This window comes from Leclercia sp. LSNIH8 (assembly GCF_002920195.1).
Taxonomy (GTDB): domain Bacteria; phylum Pseudomonadota; class Gammaproteobacteria; order Enterobacterales; family Enterobacteriaceae; genus Enterobacter.
Genome location: NZ_PQJY01000005.1, coordinates 1 through 22,089 on the forward strand (window position 1 = coordinate 1; position 22,089 = coordinate 22,089).

At 52.2% G+C, this 22,089-nt stretch carries 24 protein-coding genes, 1 tRNA gene and 1 rRNA gene; 11 read left to right on the forward strand and 15 right to left on the reverse strand.

Features of this window, described 5'->3' with window-relative positions; genetic code table 11:
* The first annotated feature begins 12 nt into the window (after positions 1-12).
* Positions 13-128 (forward strand): 5S ribosomal RNA (rrf, locus tag C3406_RS14695).
* Positions 129-660: 532 nt separating this feature from the next.
* Here rrf and C3406_RS14705 read toward each other — a convergent pair.
* Positions 661-736: transfer RNA gene (locus C3406_RS14705), tRNA-Phe, on the reverse strand.
* Positions 737-908: 172 nt separating this feature from the next.
* Between C3406_RS14705 and C3406_RS14710 the strand changes: the two genes are divergently transcribed.
* Both C3406_RS14710 and C3406_RS14715 read left to right on the forward strand, forming a co-directional pair.
* On the forward strand, positions 909-1,751 hold the full coding sequence (locus C3406_RS14710) for an AraC family transcriptional regulator (protein WP_103822967.1): 843 nt from the start codon (positions 909-911) through the stop codon (positions 1,749-1,751).
* Positions 1,752-1,787: 36 nt separating this feature from the next.
* A complete protein-coding gene (locus C3406_RS14715; RefSeq protein ID WP_103822968.1) occupies positions 1,788-2,378 on the forward strand; it encodes a LysE family translocator in 591 nt (196 codons plus the stop codon).
* On the opposite strand, the gene C3406_RS14720 is transcribed toward C3406_RS14715, so the two are convergent.
* The 5 genes from C3406_RS14720 to aspA all read right to left on the reverse strand — a co-directional run bounded on the left by C3406_RS14720 (position 2,375) and on the right by aspA (position 7,965).
* A complete protein-coding gene (locus C3406_RS14720; protein WP_103822969.1) occupies positions 2,375-2,950 on the reverse strand; it encodes a transcriptional regulator in 576 nt (191 codons plus the stop codon). The genes C3406_RS14715 and C3406_RS14720 overlap by 4 nt on opposite strands.
* 47 nt (positions 2,951-2,997) lie before the next feature.
* Positions 2,998-4,701, reverse strand: a complete 1,704-nt coding sequence (locus tag C3406_RS14725; protein ID WP_103822970.1) for a protein-disulfide reductase DsbD — start codon at positions 4,699-4,701, stop codon at positions 2,998-3,000.
* Positions 4,677-5,000: a divalent cation tolerance protein CutA gene (gene cutA / locus C3406_RS14730; RefSeq protein WP_103822971.1), complete on the reverse strand. Its 324-nt coding sequence runs from the start codon at positions 4,998-5,000 to the stop codon at positions 4,677-4,679. The genes C3406_RS14725 and cutA overlap by 25 nt, the downstream gene beginning before the upstream one ends.
* A 112-nt stretch (positions 5,001-5,112) precedes the next feature.
* Positions 5,113-6,414 (reverse strand): anaerobic C4-dicarboxylate transporter, encoded by a 1,302-nt coding sequence (locus C3406_RS14735; protein WP_103791334.1) that lies wholly within the window; start codon positions 6,412-6,414, stop codon positions 5,113-5,115.
* A gap of 114 nt (positions 6,415-6,528) precedes the next feature.
* A complete protein-coding gene (gene aspA / locus C3406_RS14740) occupies positions 6,529-7,965 on the reverse strand; it encodes an aspartate ammonia-lyase (RefSeq protein ID WP_103822972.1) in 1,437 nt (478 codons plus the stop codon).
* 335 nt (positions 7,966-8,300) lie between these two features.
* On the opposite strand from aspA, the gene C3406_RS14750 reads away from it, so the two are divergent.
* Positions 8,301-8,771, forward strand: coding sequence for an FxsA family protein (locus tag C3406_RS14750; RefSeq protein WP_103822973.1), 471 nt, complete (start codon positions 8,301-8,303; stop codon positions 8,769-8,771).
* Between the two features lie 77 nt (positions 8,772-8,848).
* Here the strand turns inward: C3406_RS14750 and yjeH are convergent, their stop codons facing one another.
* Positions 8,849-10,087, reverse strand: a complete 1,239-nt coding sequence (yjeH, locus tag C3406_RS14755) for an L-methionine/branched-chain amino acid transporter (RefSeq protein ID WP_103822974.1) — start codon at positions 10,085-10,087, stop codon at positions 8,849-8,851.
* Positions 10,088-10,264: 177 nt separating this feature from the next.
* Here yjeH and C3406_RS14760 point away from each other — a divergent pair, with 177 nt between their 5' ends.
* From C3406_RS14760 to C3406_RS14770, 3 genes are all read left to right on the forward strand, one after another.
* Positions 10,265-10,558, forward strand: a complete 294-nt coding sequence (locus C3406_RS14760; protein WP_032616151.1) for a co-chaperone GroES — start codon at positions 10,265-10,267, stop codon at positions 10,556-10,558.
* A 44-nt stretch (positions 10,559-10,602) separates the two neighbouring features.
* Positions 10,603-12,249, forward strand: coding sequence for a chaperonin GroEL (gene groL / locus C3406_RS14765; protein WP_103822975.1), 1,647 nt, complete (start codon positions 10,603-10,605; stop codon positions 12,247-12,249).
* Between the two features lie 137 nt (positions 12,250-12,386).
* Positions 12,387-12,740, forward strand: coding sequence for a DUF4156 domain-containing protein (locus tag C3406_RS14770; protein WP_103822976.1), 354 nt, complete (start codon positions 12,387-12,389; stop codon positions 12,738-12,740).
* Between the two features lie 84 nt (positions 12,741-12,824).
* On the opposite strand, the gene yjeJ is transcribed toward C3406_RS14770, so the two are convergent.
* The 4 genes from yjeJ to epmB form a co-directional block, all read right to left on the reverse strand.
* Positions 12,825-13,682, reverse strand: coding sequence for a YjeJ family protein (gene yjeJ / locus C3406_RS14775; protein WP_103822977.1), 858 nt, complete (start codon positions 13,680-13,682; stop codon positions 12,825-12,827).
* Between the two features lie 23 nt (positions 13,683-13,705).
* Positions 13,706-15,832, reverse strand: a complete 2,127-nt coding sequence (locus C3406_RS14780; protein ID WP_103822978.1) for a peptidase domain-containing ABC transporter — start codon at positions 15,830-15,832, stop codon at positions 13,706-13,708.
* Complete coding sequence (locus tag C3406_RS14785; protein ID WP_103822979.1) at positions 15,825-17,111, reverse strand: HlyD family secretion protein; 1,287 nt, start codon at positions 17,109-17,111, stop codon at positions 15,825-15,827. Before C3406_RS14785 ends, C3406_RS14780 begins: the two co-directional genes overlap by 8 nt.
* Positions 17,112-17,372: 261 nt before the next feature.
* The gene (gene epmB, locus C3406_RS14790; RefSeq protein ID WP_103822980.1) at positions 17,373-18,401 is read right to left on the reverse strand and encodes an EF-P beta-lysylation protein EpmB; all 1,029 of its coding nucleotides are present in this window, start codon (positions 18,399-18,401) and stop codon (positions 17,373-17,375) included.
* Between the two features lie 40 nt (positions 18,402-18,441).
* On the opposite strand from epmB, the gene efp reads away from it, so the two are divergent.
* From efp to ecnB, 3 genes are all read left to right on the forward strand, one after another.
* A complete protein-coding gene (efp, locus tag C3406_RS14795; protein WP_103822981.1) occupies positions 18,442-19,008 on the forward strand; it encodes an elongation factor P in 567 nt (188 codons plus the stop codon).
* Between the two features lie 93 nt (positions 19,009-19,101).
* On the forward strand, positions 19,102-19,206 hold the full coding sequence (locus tag C3406_RS14800; RefSeq protein WP_370463885.1) for an entericidin A/B family lipoprotein: 105 nt from the start codon (positions 19,102-19,104) through the stop codon (positions 19,204-19,206).
* 106 nt (positions 19,207-19,312) lie between these two features.
* Positions 19,313-19,459 (forward strand): lipoprotein toxin entericidin B, encoded by a 147-nt coding sequence (ecnB, locus tag C3406_RS14805; protein WP_103177950.1) that lies wholly within the window; start codon positions 19,313-19,315, stop codon positions 19,457-19,459.
* Positions 19,460-19,524: 65 nt separating this feature from the next.
* Here the strand turns inward: ecnB and C3406_RS14810 are convergent, their stop codons facing one another.
* Positions 19,525-20,112, reverse strand: a complete 588-nt coding sequence (locus tag C3406_RS14810; RefSeq protein WP_103822983.1) for a helix-turn-helix transcriptional regulator — start codon at positions 20,110-20,112, stop codon at positions 19,525-19,527.
* Between the two features lie 271 nt (positions 20,113-20,383).
* Here C3406_RS14810 and sugE point away from each other — a divergent pair, with 271 nt between their 5' ends.
* A complete protein-coding gene (gene sugE, locus C3406_RS14815) occupies positions 20,384-20,701 on the forward strand; it encodes a quaternary ammonium compound efflux SMR transporter SugE (RefSeq protein ID WP_014882209.1) in 318 nt (105 codons plus the stop codon).
* On the opposite strand, the gene C3406_RS14820 is transcribed toward sugE, so the two are convergent.
* The 3 genes from C3406_RS14820 to frdC all read right to left on the reverse strand — a co-directional run bounded on the left by C3406_RS14820 (position 20,698) and on the right by frdC (position 22,081).
* Positions 20,698-21,228: a lipocalin family protein gene (locus C3406_RS14820; RefSeq protein ID WP_103822984.1), complete on the reverse strand. Its 531-nt coding sequence runs from the start codon at positions 21,226-21,228 to the stop codon at positions 20,698-20,700. The genes sugE and C3406_RS14820 overlap by 4 nt on opposite strands.
* An 87-nt stretch (positions 21,229-21,315) precedes the next feature.
* The gene (gene frdD, locus C3406_RS14825; protein WP_103822985.1) at positions 21,316-21,675 is read right to left on the reverse strand and encodes a fumarate reductase subunit FrdD; all 360 of its coding nucleotides are present in this window, start codon (positions 21,673-21,675) and stop codon (positions 21,316-21,318) included.
* Positions 21,676-21,685: 10 nt separating this feature from the next.
* On the reverse strand, positions 21,686-22,081 hold the full coding sequence (gene frdC, locus C3406_RS14830) for a fumarate reductase subunit FrdC (RefSeq protein ID WP_103822986.1): 396 nt from the start codon (positions 22,079-22,081) through the stop codon (positions 21,686-21,688).
* Positions 22,082-22,089: the final 8 nt, after the last annotated feature.

Genomic DNA, 22,089 nt, shown 5'->3' on the forward strand with positions numbered 1-22,089 from the left:
TTACAGAATTTGCCTGGCGGCTGTAGCGCGGTGGTCCCACCTGACCCCATGCCGAACTCAGAAGTGAAACGCCGTAGCGCCGATGGTAGTGTGGGGTCTCCCCATGCGAGAGTAGGGAACTGCCAGGTATCAAACAAGCCGAAAGCCCATCCTCACGGATGGGCTTTTTGCGTTTCTGCGCCGCAGCACACCGAACGACGCTGCGCTTATCCGGCCTGAATGTATTTCTTTCTTCGTTTATTTCCCCTTTTCAACAGGATCGCGCATGTACCAGTAGCCGATCTTTTAACTGATACATGTCTGGCGCACTGAGTCGCGTTATGAGGCCCTTTTTAAGCGATGTTGTATCAAAGATGTCAGTGGGGTGAATCGCTGTCTGCGGCACGCAGAGATACGTTACGTGAGAGATGCAAGAGGCCATAAGCAGGCTTGAAGGAGGGGGAGCTGACAGAACCCTGAAAAGCAAAAACCCGCCTTTTGGGCGGGTTCTTTAAAAAGTGGTGCCCGGACTCGGACTAACGCCGCAGGCGTTGAACAGCGCGCTTGTCGCGCTGGCCCCGGAGGGGTGAGCCGCTTGCGGCGAATAATCGAACATCGTTCGATGAAGAGTCCGGCTCTCCAAAAGCAAAAACCCGCCTTTTGGGCGGGTTCTTTAAATAGTGGTGCCCGGACTCGGAATCGAACCAAGGACACGGGGATTTTCAATCCCCTGCTCTACCGACTGAGCTATCCGGGCAACGAGGCGCATTAAACCGTAATCACGTACAATCGTCAACCTTATTTCGGGAATTGCTGTTCAACTGCTTAAGTTTGCGGCAATCTGTCAGTTTGTGCGTCGATTTTGCACAAATCTTCCAGACAGAAAGGTCATCTCGGGCAATGCTGACAGCCAAAAAGGGGGCGCGACAGTGAAAGACTGGCTTGAGCTGCGACAGCATGCAGATACGGGAATAGAAACGATCAAGGCGCACTTTGAAGGGCATGCCTTTGATCCTCACTGGCACGACAGTTATCTGGTTGGCATCACCCTCAGCGGTACCCAGCAGTTTCATTGCCGTCGTGAACGTCATCGTAGCCATCCGGGTGATGCGTTTCTGCTTGAGCCGGGTGAGATCCACGACGGTGATGCCCCTGTTGCGGGGGGCTTCACCTATCTGACGTTCTATCTTGATGAGCGCTGGTTGACCCAGACCCTGCATGGCCTGTATGACTCGACGCCCGGCAGCTATTCGCTGCATTTCACGCAGACCCTGACCCGCGAGCCGCAACTGGTACGCGCCATTGGCGACACCTTTGCGACGCTGCACACTGACGAGATGAAGATCGTCCAGCAAAGCACGATGGATAATCTGCTCTCTCAACTGACCTCCCATTGCCACTGGCGCAGAAAATTGCCCTCACAGTTGCAGAGCGCGGCGGTGGCGCACCGGGCGCGGGACTATCTCTATGCCCACCTGGGCGACAATATTGGCCTCTCCGATCTGGCCCGGGAGACGGGCACCGATCGCTTCACGCTCACCCGCTGCTTTAAGCGTGAGTTTCATCTGGCCCCTCATGCGTGGCTGATTCAGCTGCGGCTGGCAAAAGCACGGCAGTTTCTGGCGCGTGGGGATCAGCCCGTCGATGTAGCGGCAGCGCTGGGGTTTGCCGATCAAAGCCATCTCGGGCGCTGGTTCCAGCGCGCCTATCGCATTACGCCTGCCCACTACCGGAGGTTGTGCACAAACCTTCCAGACGTTTCCAGAAAATAACGGCAATGTCAGGGCTCTTATAAAAAGGAGCCACCTGTGAATATGTTGCCGTTTCTGTTGTTTGCTTTTGTCGCCTCGATAACCCCAGGCCCCACCAATATCCTTATTCTGACCAACAGCCAGCATTACGGCGTGAAGGCGACCCTGCCTGCGCTGGTGAGCGCCTGCGCGGCAGCCAGCGCCATTGTGCTGATTTCGGGAGCCGGAGCGGGCGAGACGCTGCGGCAGTATCCACTGGTGCGCCAGGTGATGAGCTGGGCCGGGGTGTTGTGGTTAAGCTGGATGAGCTGGCAGCTTTTTTGCGCGCCTGCGGCAAATTTATCCCGGCATACCTATACCCGCTTCACCGCGCGTGCCGCGGCGCTATTGCAGATTATCAATCCCAAAACCTGGATGATGGCGTTGGCAGTTGTCAGCCTGTTTGCACCGGCGGGAGAGGGGGCATTGCGGGAGATCGCGCTGATGGCGCTCTGGTTTTTACTGATTTCGGTGGCCTGCCTGCTGTGCTGGGCATGGCTGGGGCAGGCGGTAAACAGGCTGTTTCGCACCCCTGCCCCCATGGTGCGTTTTCAGCGCCTGATGGCGCTCTGTCTCTTCATTTCCGCCTGGGCGGGGATGCTGGCTTAAGTCAGCGCCCCACCTTTACGACATTGCGCGAAATGCAGAATATCTTCCGCCAGCCGCTGGGCAGTATCGACATCAGCCTGGCTTCGATTCACCAGCATCCGGCTAAGGCAGCCTTCTATGATCAGATCCATCTGCTTGGCCACCATCGCCGGGTCGTCCACTTCAAGGGTGGTCAGCAATTCATGCGTAAAGTCATGAGAGGCGCGTTTTTGCTGATCGGCCAGTTGATGGATCGGATGGTCGGGATCCGGGTAAAAGGTGCAGGCGGCAATAAACAGGCAGCCCGGATAGCGGTGATTACGCACGCATTCGGTGAGCGCGGAATAGCGCGCCATGAGTTTTTGCTCCGCCGAGAGCTCGGTGTTAAGCATCAGTTGCCTGCGCCAGGTATCCACCTGCTGGCTCAGGTAGCGCAGGGCATCGTACAGCAGCGCCTCTTTATCGGGCCAGAAACGACGTAGTTCATCCAGAGGATAATTAACACGTTCAGCAACCATCTCCAGCGAGGTGCTGGCTATCCCTTGTATTTCAAGCAACTGCAGGGTTGCGCCCAGAACATCTTCACGTTGCACGGTTTATTCCTCCGTCTACTTTCGTACTTTCCCGCTTAAAGTGTCGTTTACGGTTGGCGATTGCGCAAATGCGCACTGAACGCGGCGGCATTCATAAAGCCCGTTACCCGTTGCGCGGGCTGCTCTTCACCCTGAGCGTTGAAAAACAGGATGGTGGGCAGACCGAGCACGTTGAGTGCCTTCAACAGGGCCTTGTCCTCTGGACCGTTTGCCGTGACGTTAGCCTGCAAAAGAACGGTATCGTTCAGAGCATTTTGCACCTGCGGGTCGCTGAAGGTGTATTTTTCAAACTCCTTGCAGGCGATGCACCAGTCAGCGTAGAGGTCGAGCATGACCGGCTTTCCTTGCGCCTGAGCCAGCGCGCGATGTAAGTCATCGACGTTCTTAACCGGCATAAAATTCAGGTGGGCCTGGCTTTGCGCGGCCGGTGCGCCAAATGCCCAGTCCTGTAGCGGACGCACGCTGACCAGCGCGGCGGCCAGCAGCAGGATTTGCACAATGCGGACCCAGGGCTTGCGGGCACTGAGGCTGCTGATAAAGGCCCAGCTAAAGAAGGCCACGCCCAGCATCGCCCACAGGCGCAGGCCCCAGACATCACCGATCACGCGCTCGAGCAGGAAGACCGGCAGGGCCAGGATGACAAAGCCAAACGCGGTTTTGACCGTCTCCATCCACGGGCCGCTTTTCGGCAGCAGACGGTTGCCAAATACCGTCACCAGAATCAGCGGCAGACCCATTCCCAGGGCGTAAAGATAGAGCGTGCCACCGCCGAGCCACATATTGCCGCTCTGGGCGATATAGAGCAGGATCGCGCTGAGTGGCGCTGTGGTGCAGGGCGAGCAGATCAGCCCGGCGATGGCGCCCATGGCAAACACGCCCCCCACGGAGCCGCCCTGCTGACGGTTGCTCATCAGCGTTAAGCGGGTTTGCAGGGAGGAAGGCAACTGCAGGCTGAAGAGACCAAACATCGACAGTGCCAGCAGGACAAAGAGTGCTGACAGCCCGATCAGCACCCATGGATGCTGGAGCGCCGCCTGAAACTGGAGCCCAGCCGCCGCGACGATCAGACCGAGAGCGGTATAGGTGAGCGCCATCCCCTGCACGTAGACAAACGCCAGCAACAGCGCGCGGGCGGTAGAGAGGCGCTGCTTACCGCCGAGCACGATACCGGAGATGAGCGGGTACATGGGCAGCACACACGGCGTGAAGGCGATGCCAATGCCGATCAGCAAGGCCCAGAGGGCGGAGAAGGGCAGTTCACTGCCGGTTTTTGCTGGGGCCGTTTCCCTCTTCTCAGGAGAGACGGGAAGAGATGCAGCAGCCGCTTTGACTTCGCTCAGCGGCACCACTTTCGTCTCTGGCGGATAGCATAGCCCGGCGTCGGCACAGCCCTGATAAGTGACCGTCAGGGTGGCGCCTTTAGCGGCCTGATCCACCGTCACGGGAACAGACAGCTGGCCCCGGTAGATTTCGCTTTTGCCGTAGAATTCGTCTTCGTGGGCGACGCCAGCAGGCAGCTGGAGTTTGCCGACCTGCGCCTGAGCGGGCGTAATGCTGATCTGCTTGCGATAGAGGTAATAGCCCTCCTTCACATTCCAGTTGAGATTTAGTTCATGCTGGTTTTGCTGAAAATCGAAGACGAAAGCCTGATCGGCAGGGGTGAAGTTCGAGCGGCCGGGTGCATCAAACAACCCGGCAAAGACGGATGTGCTGCACAGCAGCAGGATTAGCGTAAGGAAGCGTTGAGCCATGAGAGATAGTCGTTATCGCCGTGGAGCACTGGCAGCACCAGCAGCTCCGGAGTCTGGTAAGGGTGATGCAATTTGAGGCAGTCGAGGAGCGCTTGCTGTTTCGCAACGCTCGATTTGAGCAGCATCTGCACTTCATACTCCTGTTCCAGTTTGCCTTCCCAGTAGTAAAGGGAGGTGGCGCCGGGGAGGATGGTCACGCAGGCGGCGAGCTTATCTGCCAGGACTTTGGCAGCCAAATCCTGAGCGGTAGCTTCATCGGGGGCGGTACAGAGTACAACAACAGTGTCAGGCGTGTTCACAGGTCGACCTCGTTATCGCAAAAAAATCACTATACCACGACGGGACGCTGCTCATTAATGAATCGGGCCGCTAAGCGGCCCGACTTTAACTCTTTTTACAACCAAAAAGGATTTACAGCACAATCCCGCCGATGATGAAGCCGAGGATCACGCACAGGGTAATGGCGATCACGCCCGGGATCAGGAAGGCGTGGTTGAAGACGTATTTACCGATGCGGGTTGAGCCGGTGTCATCCATCTCGACCGCGGCCAGCAGGGTCGGGTAGGTTGGCAGCACAAACAGCGCGGAGACGGCAGCGAAAGAGGCAATGGCGGTGAGCGGTGAGACGCCCAGCATCAGTGCGGCTGGCATCAGCGCCTTGGTGGTGGCCGCCTGAGAGTAGAGCAGGGTCGCGGCAAAGAACAGCACCACCGCCAGCAACCACGGGTAGTTATGCAGCAGGTCGCCCGCCACGGTCTGGATATCGGTAATGTGCGCTTTTACAAAGGTATCGCCCAGCCAGGCCACGCCCAGTACACACACGCAGGCGCTCATACCGGATTTGAAGGTGCTGGCGTTGAGCACTTCGCTGGTGTCGATTTTACAGGTGATGCTAATCAGCGTGGCGATGGTCAGCATAAACACCACGATCGCTTCGTTACGCGGCAGGACCGGGTTCTTGATCAACCCAACGGTATCACTGATGGCGGTGGCGTAGAACATCACCGCGACAATGCCGATCAGGAACAGCAGTACGGAGCGTTTAGCGTGTGGCTTCAGGATAAACGCCTGGCTGCCGCGCAGCTTCACTTCGCCTTTTGCCAGACGCTCCTGATAGACCGGATCGTCTTTCAGCTCGGCGCCGAGGAAGTTACAGAACACCGCGGTGATCATCACGGCAATCAGGGTCACCGGAATACAGATCGCCAGCAGCGTCAGATAGCTCACGCCCAGCGGCTCAAGGATACCGGCAAAGAACACCACTGCCGCCGAGATGGGCGAGGCGGTGATGGCAATCTGCGAGGCGACAACGGCAATAGAGAGCGGACGGGAGGGGCGGATGCCCTGCTCTTTCGCCACTTCGGTGATCACTGGCAGGGTGGAGAATGCAGTATGGCCGGTACCGGCCAGAATGGTCATAAACCAGGTGACCAGCGGAGCAAGGAAGGTAATGTATTTTGGATGACGGCGCAGCATACGCTCCGCCAGACTCACCAGATAGTCCATACCGCCTGCAACCTGCATGGCTGCGATAGCGGCGATAACCGCCATGATGATTTCAATAACGTCAAACGGGATAGCACCGGGTTTAATCTGGAGAAAGAGAGTGAGGACAAGCACGCCGAGACCCCCGGCGAAACCGATGCCGATCCCCCCGAGTCTTGCGCCTAAGTATATCGCCAACAGGACGATGACGAGTTCTGCTCCGAACATAAGTTCCTACCTTGCTTATTAACAAGTTGATATTAAATTGTTGTGTTTAGGTAACGCCTAAAAAGAAAAAAGGCACGTCATCTGACGTGCCTTCATGAAGTTTAACCTGAACTGTTATTGTTCACTTTCATCCGTATATCTTTTTGCTTTATAGGCCGGGTGCATTAAGTTTTGCGCGGAGAAGATATCATCCAGCTCGGCTTCTGTCAGCAAGCCACGCTCAAGTACGACCTCTCGTACGCTCTTACCGGTTTCCGCACAGATCTTACCGACGATGTCGCCGTTGTGATGACCGATGAACGGGTTGAGGTAAGTCACGATCCCGATGGAGTTATAGACGTAGCTTTCACATACCGCTTTGTTGGCGGTGATGCCGTTGATGCATTTTTCCAGCAGGTTGTAGCAGGCGTTGGTCAGGATATGAATGGATTCAAACATCGCCTGGCCAATCACGGGTTCCATAACGTTCAGCTGCAGCTGACCCGCCTCGGAAGCCATGGTAACGGTAATGTCGTTGCCGATGACCTTGAAGCACACCTGGTTAACTACCTCTGGTACCACCGGGTTCACTTTGGCTGGCATGATGGAGGAGCCCGCCTGCAATTCCGGCAGGTTGATTTCGTTCAGACCGGCACGTGGCCCGGAAGAGAGCAGGCGCAGGTCGTTACAGATCTTGGAGAGTTTCACCGCCAGGCGTTTCAGCGCACTGTGCACCATCACATAGGCGCCGCAGTCGGAGGTGGCTTCAATCAGGTCTTCTGCTGGCACCACCGCCAGGTTGGAGACTTCGGCCAGCTTCTGCACCGCCAGCTGCTGATAGCCGTCCGGGGTATTCAGACGCGTACCAATCGCCGTTGCACCCAGGTTCACCTCAAGCAGCAGCTCAGAGGTGCGCATCAGGTTTTTGGTCTCTTCATTCAGCAGCACGTTAAATGCGTGGAACTCCTGACCGAGAGTCATTGGCACCGCGTCCTGCAGTTGGGTACGACCCATTTTCAGGATGTCCTGGAATTCGACGGCCTTGTTCTGGAAACCTTCGCCCAGCTGGTTAATGGCATCAACCAGCTTCACGATGGAAGCGTATACGGCGATACGGAAACCGGTCGGATAGGCGTCGTTGGTAGACTGGCATTTATTGACGTGATCGTTCGGGTTCAGGTACTGGTACTCACCTTTCTGGTGGCCCATCAGCTCGAGGCCGATGTTTGCCAGTACCTCATTGGTATTCATGTTCACTGACGTACCCGCGCCGCCCTGATAGACGTCTACCGGGAATTGATCCATGCACTTGCCGTTGTTCAGCACTTCATCGCAGGCGGCGATGATGGTATTGGCGATGCTTTTTGGAATGGTTTGCAGCTCTTTGTTTGCCATTGCTGCCGCTTTCTTCACCATCACCATGCCACGCACAAACTCAGGGATGTCGCTGATTTTGCTGTTGCTGATGTAGAAGTTTTCAATCGCTCTCAGAGTGTGAATACCATAATAGGCATCCGCTGGAACTTCCCTGGTACCCAACAAATCTTCTTCGATACGAATGTTGTTTAACATGTGAACCTTCTTTTCAAGCTGCCGATTGATGTACTAAACACACAGTACATATGTGGTTATGTCTATTTTCTGACCGACGATTATCCCCTGAATCGACCAGATACCCGGAATGATATGCTGATGATAGCGAATTGCCGTAACCTGGATCACTTATTATGGACCCGGCGACATGATATTTATCAATCTGTGAAATGAATCACCGCTTTAATATTTCCAGAAAAAATATCCGTGCAAACCGATTGAATTTTGACTAAACGCCTCCATTTCTGACAGACGCGAATCGCAAATTGTTACCGACAGGGGCCGTAACGGCGTCTGCCACACAGGAGAAGCCAGTGCGCTGGATACCGTTAGCTGCAATCTTTCTTTATGTTTATATAGAGATTTCTATTTTTATTCAGGTCGCCCACGTGTTTGGCGTCCTGCTGACCCTGATTCTGGTCATTTTTACATCGGTGATTGGCATGTCACTGGTGCGCAACCAGGGTTTCAAAAATTTCCTGTTAATGCAGCAGAAGATGGCCGCCGGGGAGAGTCCGGCAGCGGAGATGGTCAAAAGCGTATCGCTGATTATTGGTGGGATCCTGCTGATTATTCCCGGCTTTTTCACCGACTTCCTTGGCCTGTTGCTGCTCGTTCCGCCAGTGCAAAAGCTCCTGACGCTGAAGCTGATGCCGCATCTGCGTTTTAACCGCATGCCGGGTGGTGGATTCAGCGCCGGAACGGGCGGTGGGGAGACCTTTGACGGGGAGTACCAGCGCAAGGATGACCAGCGCGACCGTCTGGATCATAAAGACGACCGTTGATGTCAGTAGCCCGGCGGCGCTGTGCTTGCACGGGCCTACGAAACCGTAGGCCGGATAAGCGAAGCGCCATCCGGCGTTTACACAACGCTCCGCTTCGGTAAAAAGACCCACAACCCCGCCAGCATCACAATCGCGTAGAGACTCTTCCATCCCACCATCGCCAGCAGCAGTAAGCAGAGTACCCCACCGATTATCGCCAGCGCTTTATAGCGTCCTTTCAGCAGGCGACATCCCGCCAGCATGCACAGCAGATAGATCATGATGAAGATGCCGTTGGCATAGACGATAAGCGCGTCGAGGTTGATATCCAGCCAGTAGATTGCCAGGGTGCTTATCACACAGCAGCCCAGCACCGCGTTCAGGGCGTTGAGCGGTAGCTGGCGTCTGGACAGGCGGGCGAGGGGGCTTTCGGGTTTGTACAGCGCCTGGGACCACACCAGCCGGGCGAAGCTCTGGATATAGATATTCAGACTGGCGAAGCAGGCGAGATAGCCAATCACGCAGGCAACCCACAGCGCTTTCACGCCAAATAGCTGGACCACGATGGCGGGAAGCGAGGCCGCCGCAGCCATATCGGCACCATAGGCAGTAAAATGAAGCACCAGCACCGTACAGGCCCAGTAGACCGTACCTGCCAGCAGCAGCCCTATCATCAGCGCCCGCGGGAAATCACGTTCCGGCTGTTTAAACTCGGAGGCCAGATGCGCAAAGGCTTCAAGACCGACGAAACACCAGAACATGACGGAAAGGGCGGCGAAAAGCTGCGAATGATCGAGATCGGTTAAGGCAGGGAAGGGGATCTGTGTCACCTGAAGATCCCCTGCCCACCAGATAGCGGCAATCAGCGCCACAATCAGCACCGCCACCAGGGTTTGCAGATTGGCGCTGGAACTGGCGCCGCGTGAACCGACCCACCAGACGATGGCCAACGTACCCAGTTCAGCCAGCAAGAGCTGCGCGTCATGCCAGCCAAACAACGCCTGGCCAAACCCCGTCGCAATATGCAGGGCGGCAGGTAAGCCTACCGGAATAACAGAGAGAAACAGCCAGCCGGTAACGCGCTCCAGACGCGGGCCAAACGCCATGCCGACAAAGTGCGCCACGCCACCGGCGCTCGGGAAGTGTCGCCCGAGAAGGGCAAAGACAATCGCCACCGGGAAGACCAATACAATAAGCACCGGCCAGGCCCACAGACTGTTATCACCCGCCACCAGGGCCGCTAGCGCCGGTACGGCAAACACCCCCGTGCCTAATAAAGAGGTTGAAAGTAAGCCAACACCCTGTGCGAGTCCCAGCTCCTGTTTGAGTCCACTCATTCCATTGTCCTGCCGCCATCAAAAGAGAGGCGATGGTAACACTTTCACAAATTTTTTTTCGACTACCCCTTGAAGGGGTAAAACCCCATCCCCATCTCTCAGGGCACTAGCCGGAAAACCGCTTACGGCCCGGCGTCACCCATAACTGATAATGACTTTCTCAAAGGAGAGCTATCAATGAGTATTCGTCCGTTACATGATCGTGTGATCGTCAAACGTAAAGAAGTTGAAACCAAATCTGCGGGCGGCATCGTTCTGACCGGTTCTGCAGCAGCAAAATCAACGCGTGGCGAAATCATCGCTGTCGGTAAAGGTCGCATTCTGGAAAACGGAAATGTGCAGCCGCTGGACGTTAAAGTTGGTGACATCGTCATTTTCAACGATGGCTACGGTGTGAAATCCGAGAAGATCGACAATGAAGAAGTGCTGATCATGTCCGAAAGCGACATTCTGGCAATTGTTGAAGCGTAATCCGCGAACGACACTGAACATACGAATTTAAGGGAAAGATTAAAATGGCAGCTAAAGACGTAAAATTCGGTAACGACGCTCGTGTGAAAATGCTGCGCGGCGTAAACGTACTGGCAGACGCAGTTAAAGTGACCCTGGGCCCGAAAGGCCGTAACGTGGTTCTGGATAAATCCTTCGGCGCACCAACCATCACCAAAGATGGTGTTTCCGTAGCGCGTGAGATCGAGCTGGAAGACAAGTTCGAAAACATGGGTGCCCAGATGGTGAAAGAAGTTGCCTCTAAAGCGAACGACGCTGCAGGCGACGGCACCACCACCGCAACTGTACTGGCGCAGGCTATCATCACTGAAGGTCTGAAAGCCGTTGCTGCGGGTATGAACCCGATGGATCTGAAACGTGGTATCGACAAAGCTGTCGCGTCCGCTGTTGAAGAGCTGAAAGCGCTGTCTGTACCGTGCTCTGACTCTAAAGCTATTGCTCAGGTGGGTACCATCTCCGCTAACTCCGACGAAACCGTAGGTAAACTGATCGCTGAAGCGATGGATAAAGTCGGTAAAGAAGGCGTGATCACCGTTGAAGACGGTACCGGTCTGGAAGACGAACTGGATGTGGTTGAAGGTATGCAGTTCGACCGCGGTTACCTCTCTCCATACTTCATCAACAAGCCAGAAACTGGCGCTGTTGAGCTGGAAAGTCCGTTCATCCTGCTGGCTGACAAGAAAATCTCCAACATCCGCGAAATGCTGCCAGTGCTGGAAGCCGTTGCGAAAGCAGGCAAGCCGCTGGTTATCATCGCTGAAGACGTTGAAGGCGAAGCGCTGGCGACCCTGGTGGTTAACACCATGCGCGGCATCGTGAAAGTGGCAGCGGTTAAAGCACCTGGCTTCGGCGATCGCCGTAAAGCGATGCTGCAGGATATCGCTACCCTGACTGGCGGTACCGTCATCTCCGAAGAGATCGGTATGGAGCTGGAAAAAGCGACGCTGGAAGACCTGGGTCAGGCGAAACGCGTTGTTATCAACAAAGACACCACCACCATCATCGATGGCGTGGGTGAAGAAGATGCCATCCAGGGCCGTGTTGCTCAGATCCGTAAGCAGATCGAAGAAGCGACCTCTGACTACGACCGTGAAAAACTGCAGGAGCGCGTTGCTAAACTGGCAGGCGGCGTAGCAGTAATCAAAGTCGGTGCCGCTACCGAAGTTGAGATGAAAGAGAAGAAAGCCCGCGTTGACGACGCCCTGCACGCGACCCGTGCTGCGGTAGAAGAAGGCGTGGTTGCCGGTGGTGGTGTTGCTCTGGTTCGCGTTGCAGCGAAACTGGCTGGCCTGACCGCTCAGAACGAAGATCAGAACGTAGGTATCAAAGTTGCGCTGCGCGCAATGGAAGCGCCACTGCGTCAGATCGTTTCCAACGCCGGTGAAGAGCCGTCTGTTGTGGCGAACATGGTGAAAGCGGGCGAAGGTAACTACGGTTACAACGCCGCTACCGAAGAGTACGGTAACATGATCGACTTCGGTATCCTGGACCCAACTAAAGTGACCCGTTCTGCTCTGCAGTACGCGGCCTCTGTTGCTGGCCTGATGATCACCACCGAGTGCATGGTCACTGACCTGCCAAAAGGCGATGCGCCTGATTTAGGTGCTGCTGGTGGTATGGGCGGCATGGGTGGTATGGGCGGCATGATGTAATCATGTTGTTCTGCACCTCGCAGAAATGAACAAACCCCCGGTCAGAAATGATCGGGGGTTTTTCTTTTGGTCATCTTTTAGGTATAAGGTTTAGACGCGGGCAGCACGTGCCCAGCTTATTGAAAACGAGGAATAACATGCGCGTTAAAGTGGGTGCAGGGATCGTAGCGGCAGCGTTGCTGCTGGCGGGTTGTAGTTCCGGTAACGAACTCTCTTCTGGTGGGCAGAGCGTTCGCTTTGTAGAAGATAAGCCGGGCAGTGAATGTCAGCTGGTCGGTACCGCAACCGGTAAACAAAGTAACTGGCTTTCTGGGCAGCATGGCGAAGAGGGCGGTTCAATGCGCGGCGCGGCAAACGCTCTGCGTAATCATGCAGCGGAGATGGGCGGGAACGTGATTTATGGCGTGAGCAGCCCAACCCAGGGCTTGCTGTCGAGTTTTGTCCCGACCGCCAGCGAAATGCAGGGCCAGGTTTATAAGTGCCCGAACTGATTCAACGTCGGATTATCCCTCTCCATCGGGAGAGGGCAACCCGTACAAGCCGTTAATGGAACCTGTTTTTCAGCCCGACGCAACTTACTGAGACAGTGTTCCCTGCGTCTCAAGACAGAAGTTCTGAAGCGCTTTAAGGCAGTTTGCTTTCGCCAGGGTTTTTTCAGGCTGTGATGGAATAATTCTGCTAAAGGTCTGACACAGGGTATATTTCCCCTGAATCTCTTTAATCGACGGGGTTAAAAAGGCCACTCGCTGAATAATATTGTCAGCTTCCGGCGTGTTCGGCTGAGCATTAGATTTAATTACCGTGCCGGCAAGGATTTTCTTTCCGTTTTCAGTATTAAAGCAATACAAGACCGCCAGATGATGCGCAAAAAGGCTCTCTTTCCACGGCTCGTGCTTAATCTCGAGATAGCGCAAATTTTCGACATTCGCTAAGTCAACGTTATAAAGCAGGATGAAATCCAGAATCGATCCCATCATCTGGAACGCTTCTTTATCATTAGAGGCTTCAATCGCTTTGACGATCGCCATCATAATAAATTCAGCCTCTAAGTCACCAATATCGAGAGTAACAACATGCTGATTATTGAGTGACATAATCAGCGTGAATCCTTCATCGGCAAATTTGGGTGCCATAGACATGACCAGTTTGCCGGTATCGGGTTGCATAACCTCTTGCGCAGTAATTTGAGGGATATTTTTAGTCAACGATTCAATAGTAGCCATCAACCCTGCTTTGTAACTCTCCCCTCGTTCTTTTATGCGCTGAGAAACCTTATACATACGGTTATTAAGAATGATAAGGAAATCAACGAGGGTAGACATTTGCATGAAGAGTATATGCTCGTTGTCAGTGTTATCCCTTACCTTTAAGGTCATAACGGACAGGCGTTCACCCTGTTTGATTGGTACAGTATTTATGCCTTTGATTTCCATGTTGGCGTTTTCCCTTTGAGTTATTAAACGGACTGGAAGGTCGTTTTATGGGTAGATAAATCGATAACCCGATCTGCAGAGGCAATCATTGAAGGACGATGTGCAACAATCACGCGTGTAATGCTTAGATTCGAGATCGCCTGGTTAATGTATGATTCATTATCAAGGTCGAGGTGACTTGTCGCCTCATCCATAAATAAGATACTTGGCTTGCGATAAAGCGCCCGGGCAATCAGTATGCGTTGCTTCTGCCCACCAGAAATCCCTAATCCTAACTCACCGATTATCGTTTCATAGCCCATCGGCATTTTCATGATTTCATTGTGGATGTTGCTGTTTCGGGCGCATTGCTCAATAAACGCTTGATCTGCATTGTCTTCAAAGCAGCTGATGTTTTCAGCTATAGAGCCAGAAAACAGGCGATCCTCCTGCAACACGCAGGATGTACTCAGGCGATAGTTATTCAGGCCAATCTTGTTAATATCGAGATTGTTAGCCAGGACATCACCCGTTGTCGGCGCAAGAAGACCGCACATCACTTTCAGTAAAGTCGTTTTGCCTACACCTGATGGGCCCACTAAAGCGACTGACTCCCCGGGGGAGATGGTGAGATCCAACTGGGAAAATATAGGTTGTGAAAAAGGATCGTACTGATAGCTGAGATTTTTAATCTCAAGTTTCACGCCTGTGTTTTCTTCAAATACGCGGCGGGTAGGCATCTCCGCTTCCGGCTCGCTAAAGGCAATTTCTGACAGTCGCTCGTTATGCAAAGATAACATGCGAACCTGCATAAAGAGATCGACGAGGCTTGAGGCTCGCTGAGAGAATTGGCCGCGGTAGGCGTTAAACGCCATAAACATACCGAGAGTCATATTATTATCGATGACCATCAAGGCGCCCAGCCATAAAATTACCACCTGATCGATGGTCGATATGAACGTATTAATGCCGCTAAACATCATGTCAAACCGGGTCTGCTTAATGCCAGCGTTACAGGCATCCACGTTGATATTAAGCCAGTATTTAGAGCGTCTCTCTCTTAAATTAAGCGCTTTGATTGTAGAGATGCCGTACAGGGATTCCATGAAATGGGAACTTGAACGCGCTCCTTTAATGACCTGCTCTTCAGAAACACGGCGATAAAAACGATAAGTGCCTAAACGCATAATGGCATAGCAGGCTGTAAAACCTACCACCACCCATACCAGCCAGCCACCATATAGCGTCAGCATGATGAGCAGGCCGATAGTCATGATTGAATCAATAACCCCGGTGACGATACTGTTCGTAAAGGTCGAACGAATCACATCCAGCGAGGAGAATCGAGACTGGATATCCCCCAAATGCCGCTTTTCAAAAAATGAGAGCGGCAGGCTGGTGAGGTGATCAAACAGCGTCGTTTTCCACTGAATATTGGTTAAGGTGTTTAGCGTGAGCGACGTCCACGCGCGCAACATGCTAATGAAGGTACAAAATAACGTAAAGGATACCAGTCCAATACAAATGACGGATAATAAGCTCTGGTCATGCGCCATAATCACATGGTCGGTAACCAGTTGTGTACCGACTGGTAATAAAAGACCGATAGCTTCAATAACAACAGAAAAGGCAAACAGCTTAAGTAAGGTGCTTTTGAGACCAACAATATTTCTCATCAAATCCAGCAAGCGTAATTGCGTTTTCGCTTTTTCTTGCCGGAAAGAGTGATCGGGCCACAGTTCGAGGGCCACGCCGGTAAAATAGTTGGACATCTCCTGCATGCCGATGACGCGTTTGCCCAGCGCGGGATCGTGAACAACGAAACTCGATTTTTTTACTTGCGTCAAAACGACAAAGTGATTCATTCCCCAGTGGAGAATGCAGGGTAACTTCAGTTGCCGAATTTCATCCAGATCGAGGGAAAGCGCACGGTTTTTCAGACCTGCACGTTCCGCTGTGTGGCTTAAGGATAGCAGCGTCGTGCCCTGGCTCGGGCTGCCGAAGCGCTGGCGAAAATTAAACAAATCGATATTCAGGCCATAAAAACCGGCGACCATTGCCAGGCATGCGATACCGCATTCTGACGCTTCTGCCTGCAAAATAACGGGCGTTTTATTTCGCAAAGAAAAGTTCAGCTGTTCTGTAATCGTTTTAAATAAGGCCTTAGTCATTGATTGGTCCACTTACGCTCTGGGCAATTTTATAAAATGGAGTAAACATCCACATGTAAAGCGGACGCTCTTCAAGGAAAACAATCGCCTGTGCTTTTAAGCCATTGGACAATTCAAGTTTCTTTCCGTTGTAGATGAAGCTCGTATGTTTTATTTTTACTATTGCTTTATAAAGCGCGAACTCCTGTTGATTGGCCCCTGTTGTAACGTTAGTGTACTCAGCCATTTCCTGACGAGAAGCGGGTACAGAGGAGATAGACATAATTTCTCCCGGAAACTGACCAAACTTATCGGAAGGAAATGCATCATAGCGAATATTAACCGTATCCCCGGGTTTGACGTAGGGGATACTGTTATTAGGCAACCACAGTATTAAATAATACTCGATATTTCCGGTGGGTTTAATTTGTGCAAGGCTACTGCCTTTATCAACCATCTGACCCACCGTTACGGCTACGGATTCAATCTTGCCTGCTGCTGTGGCTTTAATAACCGCATTACCGTTGGCGTTTGATTCCACGGCTTGATTTTTGAAATCATTTATCTGGTTTTTTTGACTGGAGATCTGATTATCAAAATCGGCAGCTTTAATCACAATATCACTCTTTAATTGGGTGAGTTGCGATTCGAGATGCATTTTCTGGCTAATAAGGGATTGATAGGTACCCTGTTGCTGAAAATAGAGAGAGTGCTGGTAGTTATATTGATCTTTGGTAATCAACCCTTGCTTAAGATAGGAGTCATAGCTGGACAGGTTATCCTTCATCTTTTTCAGGCCTGTGCCAGCGTTGGCAAGCATCACTTTCGTCTCTTTGAGCGAGCTCTCATATTGCTTAACCTGGGTATCAAGGGCTTCGAGCGTCTCTTTTTTATTAATTAAAGTTTTATTGATGATCTCTTCGGCATTAAGGATTTTTTCTGAGATGGCGGCATTCATCGCATCGGTTACATTGCCAATAACCGTCGTACGTGAAACATCCAGTTCGTAAAGCGGTGTGCCTTTAACGACAATGTCTCCGGCTTCCACATGCTTTTTAACGACAAATCCTTGTTGGGGAGCGTAAACGTTTATTGAGTGAGGATGCGTAATCACTTCTCCGCGGACGTCAATACGCTGGGTATAGCTGCAAAAAGTGAGCGTTGAGATCAGTATGACTAAAAATGCAAAGGCCAGCAGGCTTATAAGCCATGCAGGCATTCCTGCCAACAATAATGCTTTTCCTTTCCAGTGATTTTTCTTATATTCAATCGCTTCCTTGCGATACAAACTATTTCCCATGTATTTTCACTTGTTATTAGCGTGGACGGTCCCGGCAGAGGATTCTGCATGATGTTAAACAAAAGTAAAGTGAAATTGAATACAATAGTTTATAAGAAAACATACAGATAATCTTCTGTATTTTCTGTTATAATAACAAGAATTATTCGTAGTATTTATATTTACCTAATCTACTAACATTAATATGTATCTATATTACGACGGGCATAGCTCAAAAATTAAAATCGAATTTGCCTGCTTCCTGTGAAACAGGCAATTTAATTAATGCTGCTTTAATCCCAGATCCAGCGGCGTCTTGCTCGGTTCACCGCCAATCTCACGCGCCAGTTTAGGCACCATATAACCTGACACCAGGGTAAGCAATTCACGCATTATGGTGCGCGCTTCCTCATCATCGACCATAAAGTGCGCAGCACCCTGCACTTTATCCAGCACATGGATGTAATAGGGCATCACCCCGGCATCAAACAGAGCATTACTCAGATCGGCTAACGTCGCGGCACTGTTATTCACGCCACGCAGCAGAACGCTTTGATTGAGTAATGTCACGCCTGCCCGACGCAACCTGGACATGGCATCCCGAAACGCATCGTCAATCTCGTTGGCATGGTTGATATGGTTCACTAACAGGATCTGGAGTGTAGAACGCCCCAGCCGGTGAGTCAGCTCATCGGTAATACGTGCCGGGATAACAATCGGTAAACGACTATGAATGCGTAGCCGTTTAATGTGCGGGATCGCTTCCAGCTGTGTAATTAACCAGTCCAGCTCGTGATCCTTCGCCATCAAAGGGTCGCCGCCGGAGAAGATGATCTCATCCAGTTCCGGATGAGAGGCGATGTAATCAAGCGCCGTCTGCCAGTTACGCTTGTTCCCCTGGTTATCGGCATAGGGGAAGTGGCGACGGAAACAGTACCGGCAATTTACCGCGCAACCGCCCTTAACCAGCAATAGTGCGCGATTACGGTACTTGTGCAGCAAACCGGGCACCACGCTGTTCTGCTCTTCAAGGGGATCGGTGCTAAAACCGGGGGCGGTGATAAACTCATCCTGCGCAGTAAGCACCTGTTTTAAGAGCGGATCATCAGGGTTGCCTTTTTCCATGCGTGCAACAAAAGCGCGAGGAACACGCAGCGCAAACAGGCGCTTCGCTTCCCGTCCGGCAAGGAGTTTTTCGTTAGCGTCTACATTTAAAAGACGTAGCAGTTCATCAGGACTGGTGATTACATCGGCAAGTTGCAATAACCAATCTTCTCTGGATGGGGTGTTTAGGGTTACAATATGCGCCATTTTGTGGCTTAGCTACCAGTTAACAATTTCAGAGGGCCTTATGGCGACTTACTATAGCAACGATTTTCGTGCCGGTCTTAAAATCATGATGGATGGCGAACCGTACGCGGTTGAAGCCAGTGAATTCGTGAAACCAGGTAAAGGCCAGGCATTCGCACGCGTTAAGCTGCGCCGCCTGCTGACCGGTACCCGTATCGAGAAAACCTTCAAATCCACCGACTCTGCTGAAGGCGCAGACGTTGTTGATATGAACCTCACCTACCTGTACAACGACGGTGAATTCTATCACTTCATGAACAACTCTACTTTCGAACAGCTCTCTGCTGATGAGAAAGCTGTCGGCGACAGCGCTAAATGGCTGCTGGATCAGGCTGAGTGCATCGTGACCCTGTGGAACGGTCAGCCTATCGCTGTGACCCCACCAAACTTCGTTGAGCTGGAAATCGTTGAAACCGATCCAGGTTTGAAGGGTGACACCGCAGGTACTGGCGGCAAGCCAGCTAAGCTGTCTACCGGCGCTGTGGTTAAAGTTCCACTGTTCGTCCAGACTGGCGAAGTGATCAAAGTTGACACTCGCTCTGGTGAATACGTTTCTCGCGTGAAGTAATTCATTCCGGGATGCTGGGCGCAGCGGTCTGCTGCGCCTTACTATTCTAAAGAAGGGTCATGGAAGATGTCGCGTACACTCAAAATTATCCTGATGACAATGATTGCCAGCGCTCTGCTTTCCGGCTGCAACACCGCTCGTGGTGTCGGGGAAGATATCAGAAGCCTGGGTAATGCTATTTCGCACGCCGCCTCCTGATACTTTCTACTTTTCCTAAAAATTCTTCCTTTTCCGGCACTCGTCGGGATCCTGGCTATGCTTATGTAGCTGTACAAAATAACTTTGCCTAAAAAAGGAAGACATTATTCTTAAGAAAACATGTGTAGCGATCTTTTCTGTCCTGGTGCTTTCATCTGTATTAACCGCCTGTAATACCACTCGCGGCGTCGGTGAGGATATCTCCTCTGGCGGCAGCGCGATTTCTGGTGCGGCAACTAAAGCACAGAACTAAAGCACAGGCGTAATTTTGGGCGGTACGGTGTTGAATATTGAATCGCCGTACCCTCAGTTTATCGCTCAGGGCAGTGACAGAAACGGCGAGTACCGGGTATCCATGTGCAATTTCATGCGAATATTGCGCTTGTAGGTATAAACCGTTTTTCCATGAATCCTCAGTTTGCTGGCAATGATGTGGTTGCTGGCGCCATCCATCCACAACATCAACACCTTCTCCTCCTGGCGCGTCAATAATGGCGTCGCGGCAGGCCCTGGCCCACTGACTTCCTGTGCGGCTAATGCGGCGTTAATCGTCTGGGCCAGTACGTCCAGCGGGGCCGTTTTAGACAACGACGCCCACAAAGGAAAGGTATCCATAAAGGCTGACATTTCAGGGTGTTCATCGGAATGAAGCGAAATGAAAGGCACAGTTTTACTGGCGTTTATCACCGAAGAGAGCTGCTGGATATGCTGAATGTCTGACGTAAATCCTTGAAAATCGGCGATAACCAGCGTCGGCTTCCACTGCAGGATATGCTCTCTGGCAAGAAAGAGATTGTTAAGGCCCGTCACCAGCACGGGTGAAGGAAATAGCCCTGAATGATTGATCCACATTTCCAGGCCCTTACGGGTGTAATGACACCGGTCAATCAAGAGAATTTTGAACATTTTATTTCGCAATTGGCAAAGTATAGTCGCTTCCTGCTATCAGGAAGTGCCCCATCATAAAGAAGTCGGGTGAGTAATAAATGACTGAATTTCGCTGCGAATTGCGTCTATTTCCTGGCTTTAATGTCTCAACTATTGAATAAAACAAACGAGTTGAAAAAAGAATTCAAGCTCTTCACAATAGGAAATTCTTATCCCTTACAGGACGACCTGTAAGTGTTTCTTTCATCGGGGACGGCCCCAGACTGTTATTTAAGTTAAGGAGCCTGAAATGTCCTGGATCATCCTTTTTATTGCCGGTTTACTCGAAGTCGTATGGGCCATCGGCCTGAAATATACCCACGGCTTTACGCGTCTCACCCCCAGCGTGATTACCGTCTCTGCCATGATTGTAAGCATCGTGCTGCTCTCCTGGGCGATGCGTTCGCTGCCTGTGGGAACGGCTTATGCCGTATGGACGGGGATCGGTGCGGTAGGGGCGGCCATTACCGGGATTTTACTGCTGGGTGAGTCTGCGAGTCTGGCGCGTATTGCCAGTCTCGCATTAATTGTTGCCGGTATTATCGGGCTGAAGCTCAGCACCCATTAATGGGTCTGCTCAACCCAGATAAGCTTACTGACATCAAATCCCTGACGCGTTGCAGAATCCAGTAACGCTTGTTTCATCTCATCTGAAATCGTCGGTGTGCGGGAGAGGATCCACAGATAATCGCGATCTGGCCCGCACACCAGCGCATGCCGGTAATCTTTATCCAGCGCAATCACGTTATAACCGCCATAAAAAGGGCCTATGAAGGAGACTTTCAGCGCTGCGGTATCAGACGCGCCGGTAAAGTACGCCTTGCCCGTCACCTTCTGCCACATGCCGCGTGCAGGATTGTAGCCCCGGTTGATCACCTGGATTCCCCCGTCTTGCATCAGGCTGTAATTCGCTGTCACTTTTTCCAGTCCACGTTCAAAACGGTGGTCAAAGCGGGCAATTTCATACCAGGTGCCAAGGAATCGCTGGACTTCAAAAGGACGAACAACCGTCACGCCCCGGGGTGGGGTAGGGGAGCTACAGGCAACAACCAGAAACGCAACGGTAACTGCGGCGATGACAGGCAGGATGCGCATAAGAATATCCTTACAGGATTTTTGTTAAGTGTAGAACCTGTCAGGAATTTTGCTCTCCCACCGGCAGGCGGGAGAGCGGGGGAGAGATCACATAAAGACCACGGCAACCAGCGTGACGACGCTCAGAATAGCCGCCAGACCGTAGAATACCCATTTACCGTTAGGCACGTGGATCTTCAGGTCATGCATGGCGTGATAGATACGGTGCAAACCGCACCACAGCGGCAGAACAATCATCAGGAAGATGAATACCCGACCAATAAAGCTGTGCGCAAAGGCCAGCACCCGCTCGTAGCTCAGCGCATCGCCAGGATAGAGCCCCAGCGGCAGCATAATGCCCACCAGCAGAACAATGACTGGCGCGATAATGGCGCACCACATACCGCCTGCTCCAAAAAGACCCCAGAAGACGGGTTCATCAGAGCGTTTTGGATTTGGATTAATCACGATGGTCTCCTTACCAGAACAGGGCTACGCCAAGAATCACCACGGTTACCACCGCAGTCACCACCCAGAGTCCCTTAATGACTGGCTCTGGCCCAAGTTTTTCGTTTTTCACGATAATATTTGCCGCTTTTGGCGCCAGTTCAAACCAGGTTTTGGTATGCAACAGCGCCGCCGCCAGCACGATGATATTCAGGATCACCACAATCGGATTCTGCAGGAACCCGACGAAACCGGCCCAGGTTTCCGGACCGTGTTTAAGAGCAAACAGGCCGTACATCAACTCAATGCTGAACCACACCGCCGGTACTGCTGTGCCTTCACGCAGCATATAGAAGCGATAAAACGGCAGATTTTTCCACCAGGTGGACGGCATCGGCCGTACATAGGCTTTGCGTTTAGTCGTCATCATGCACT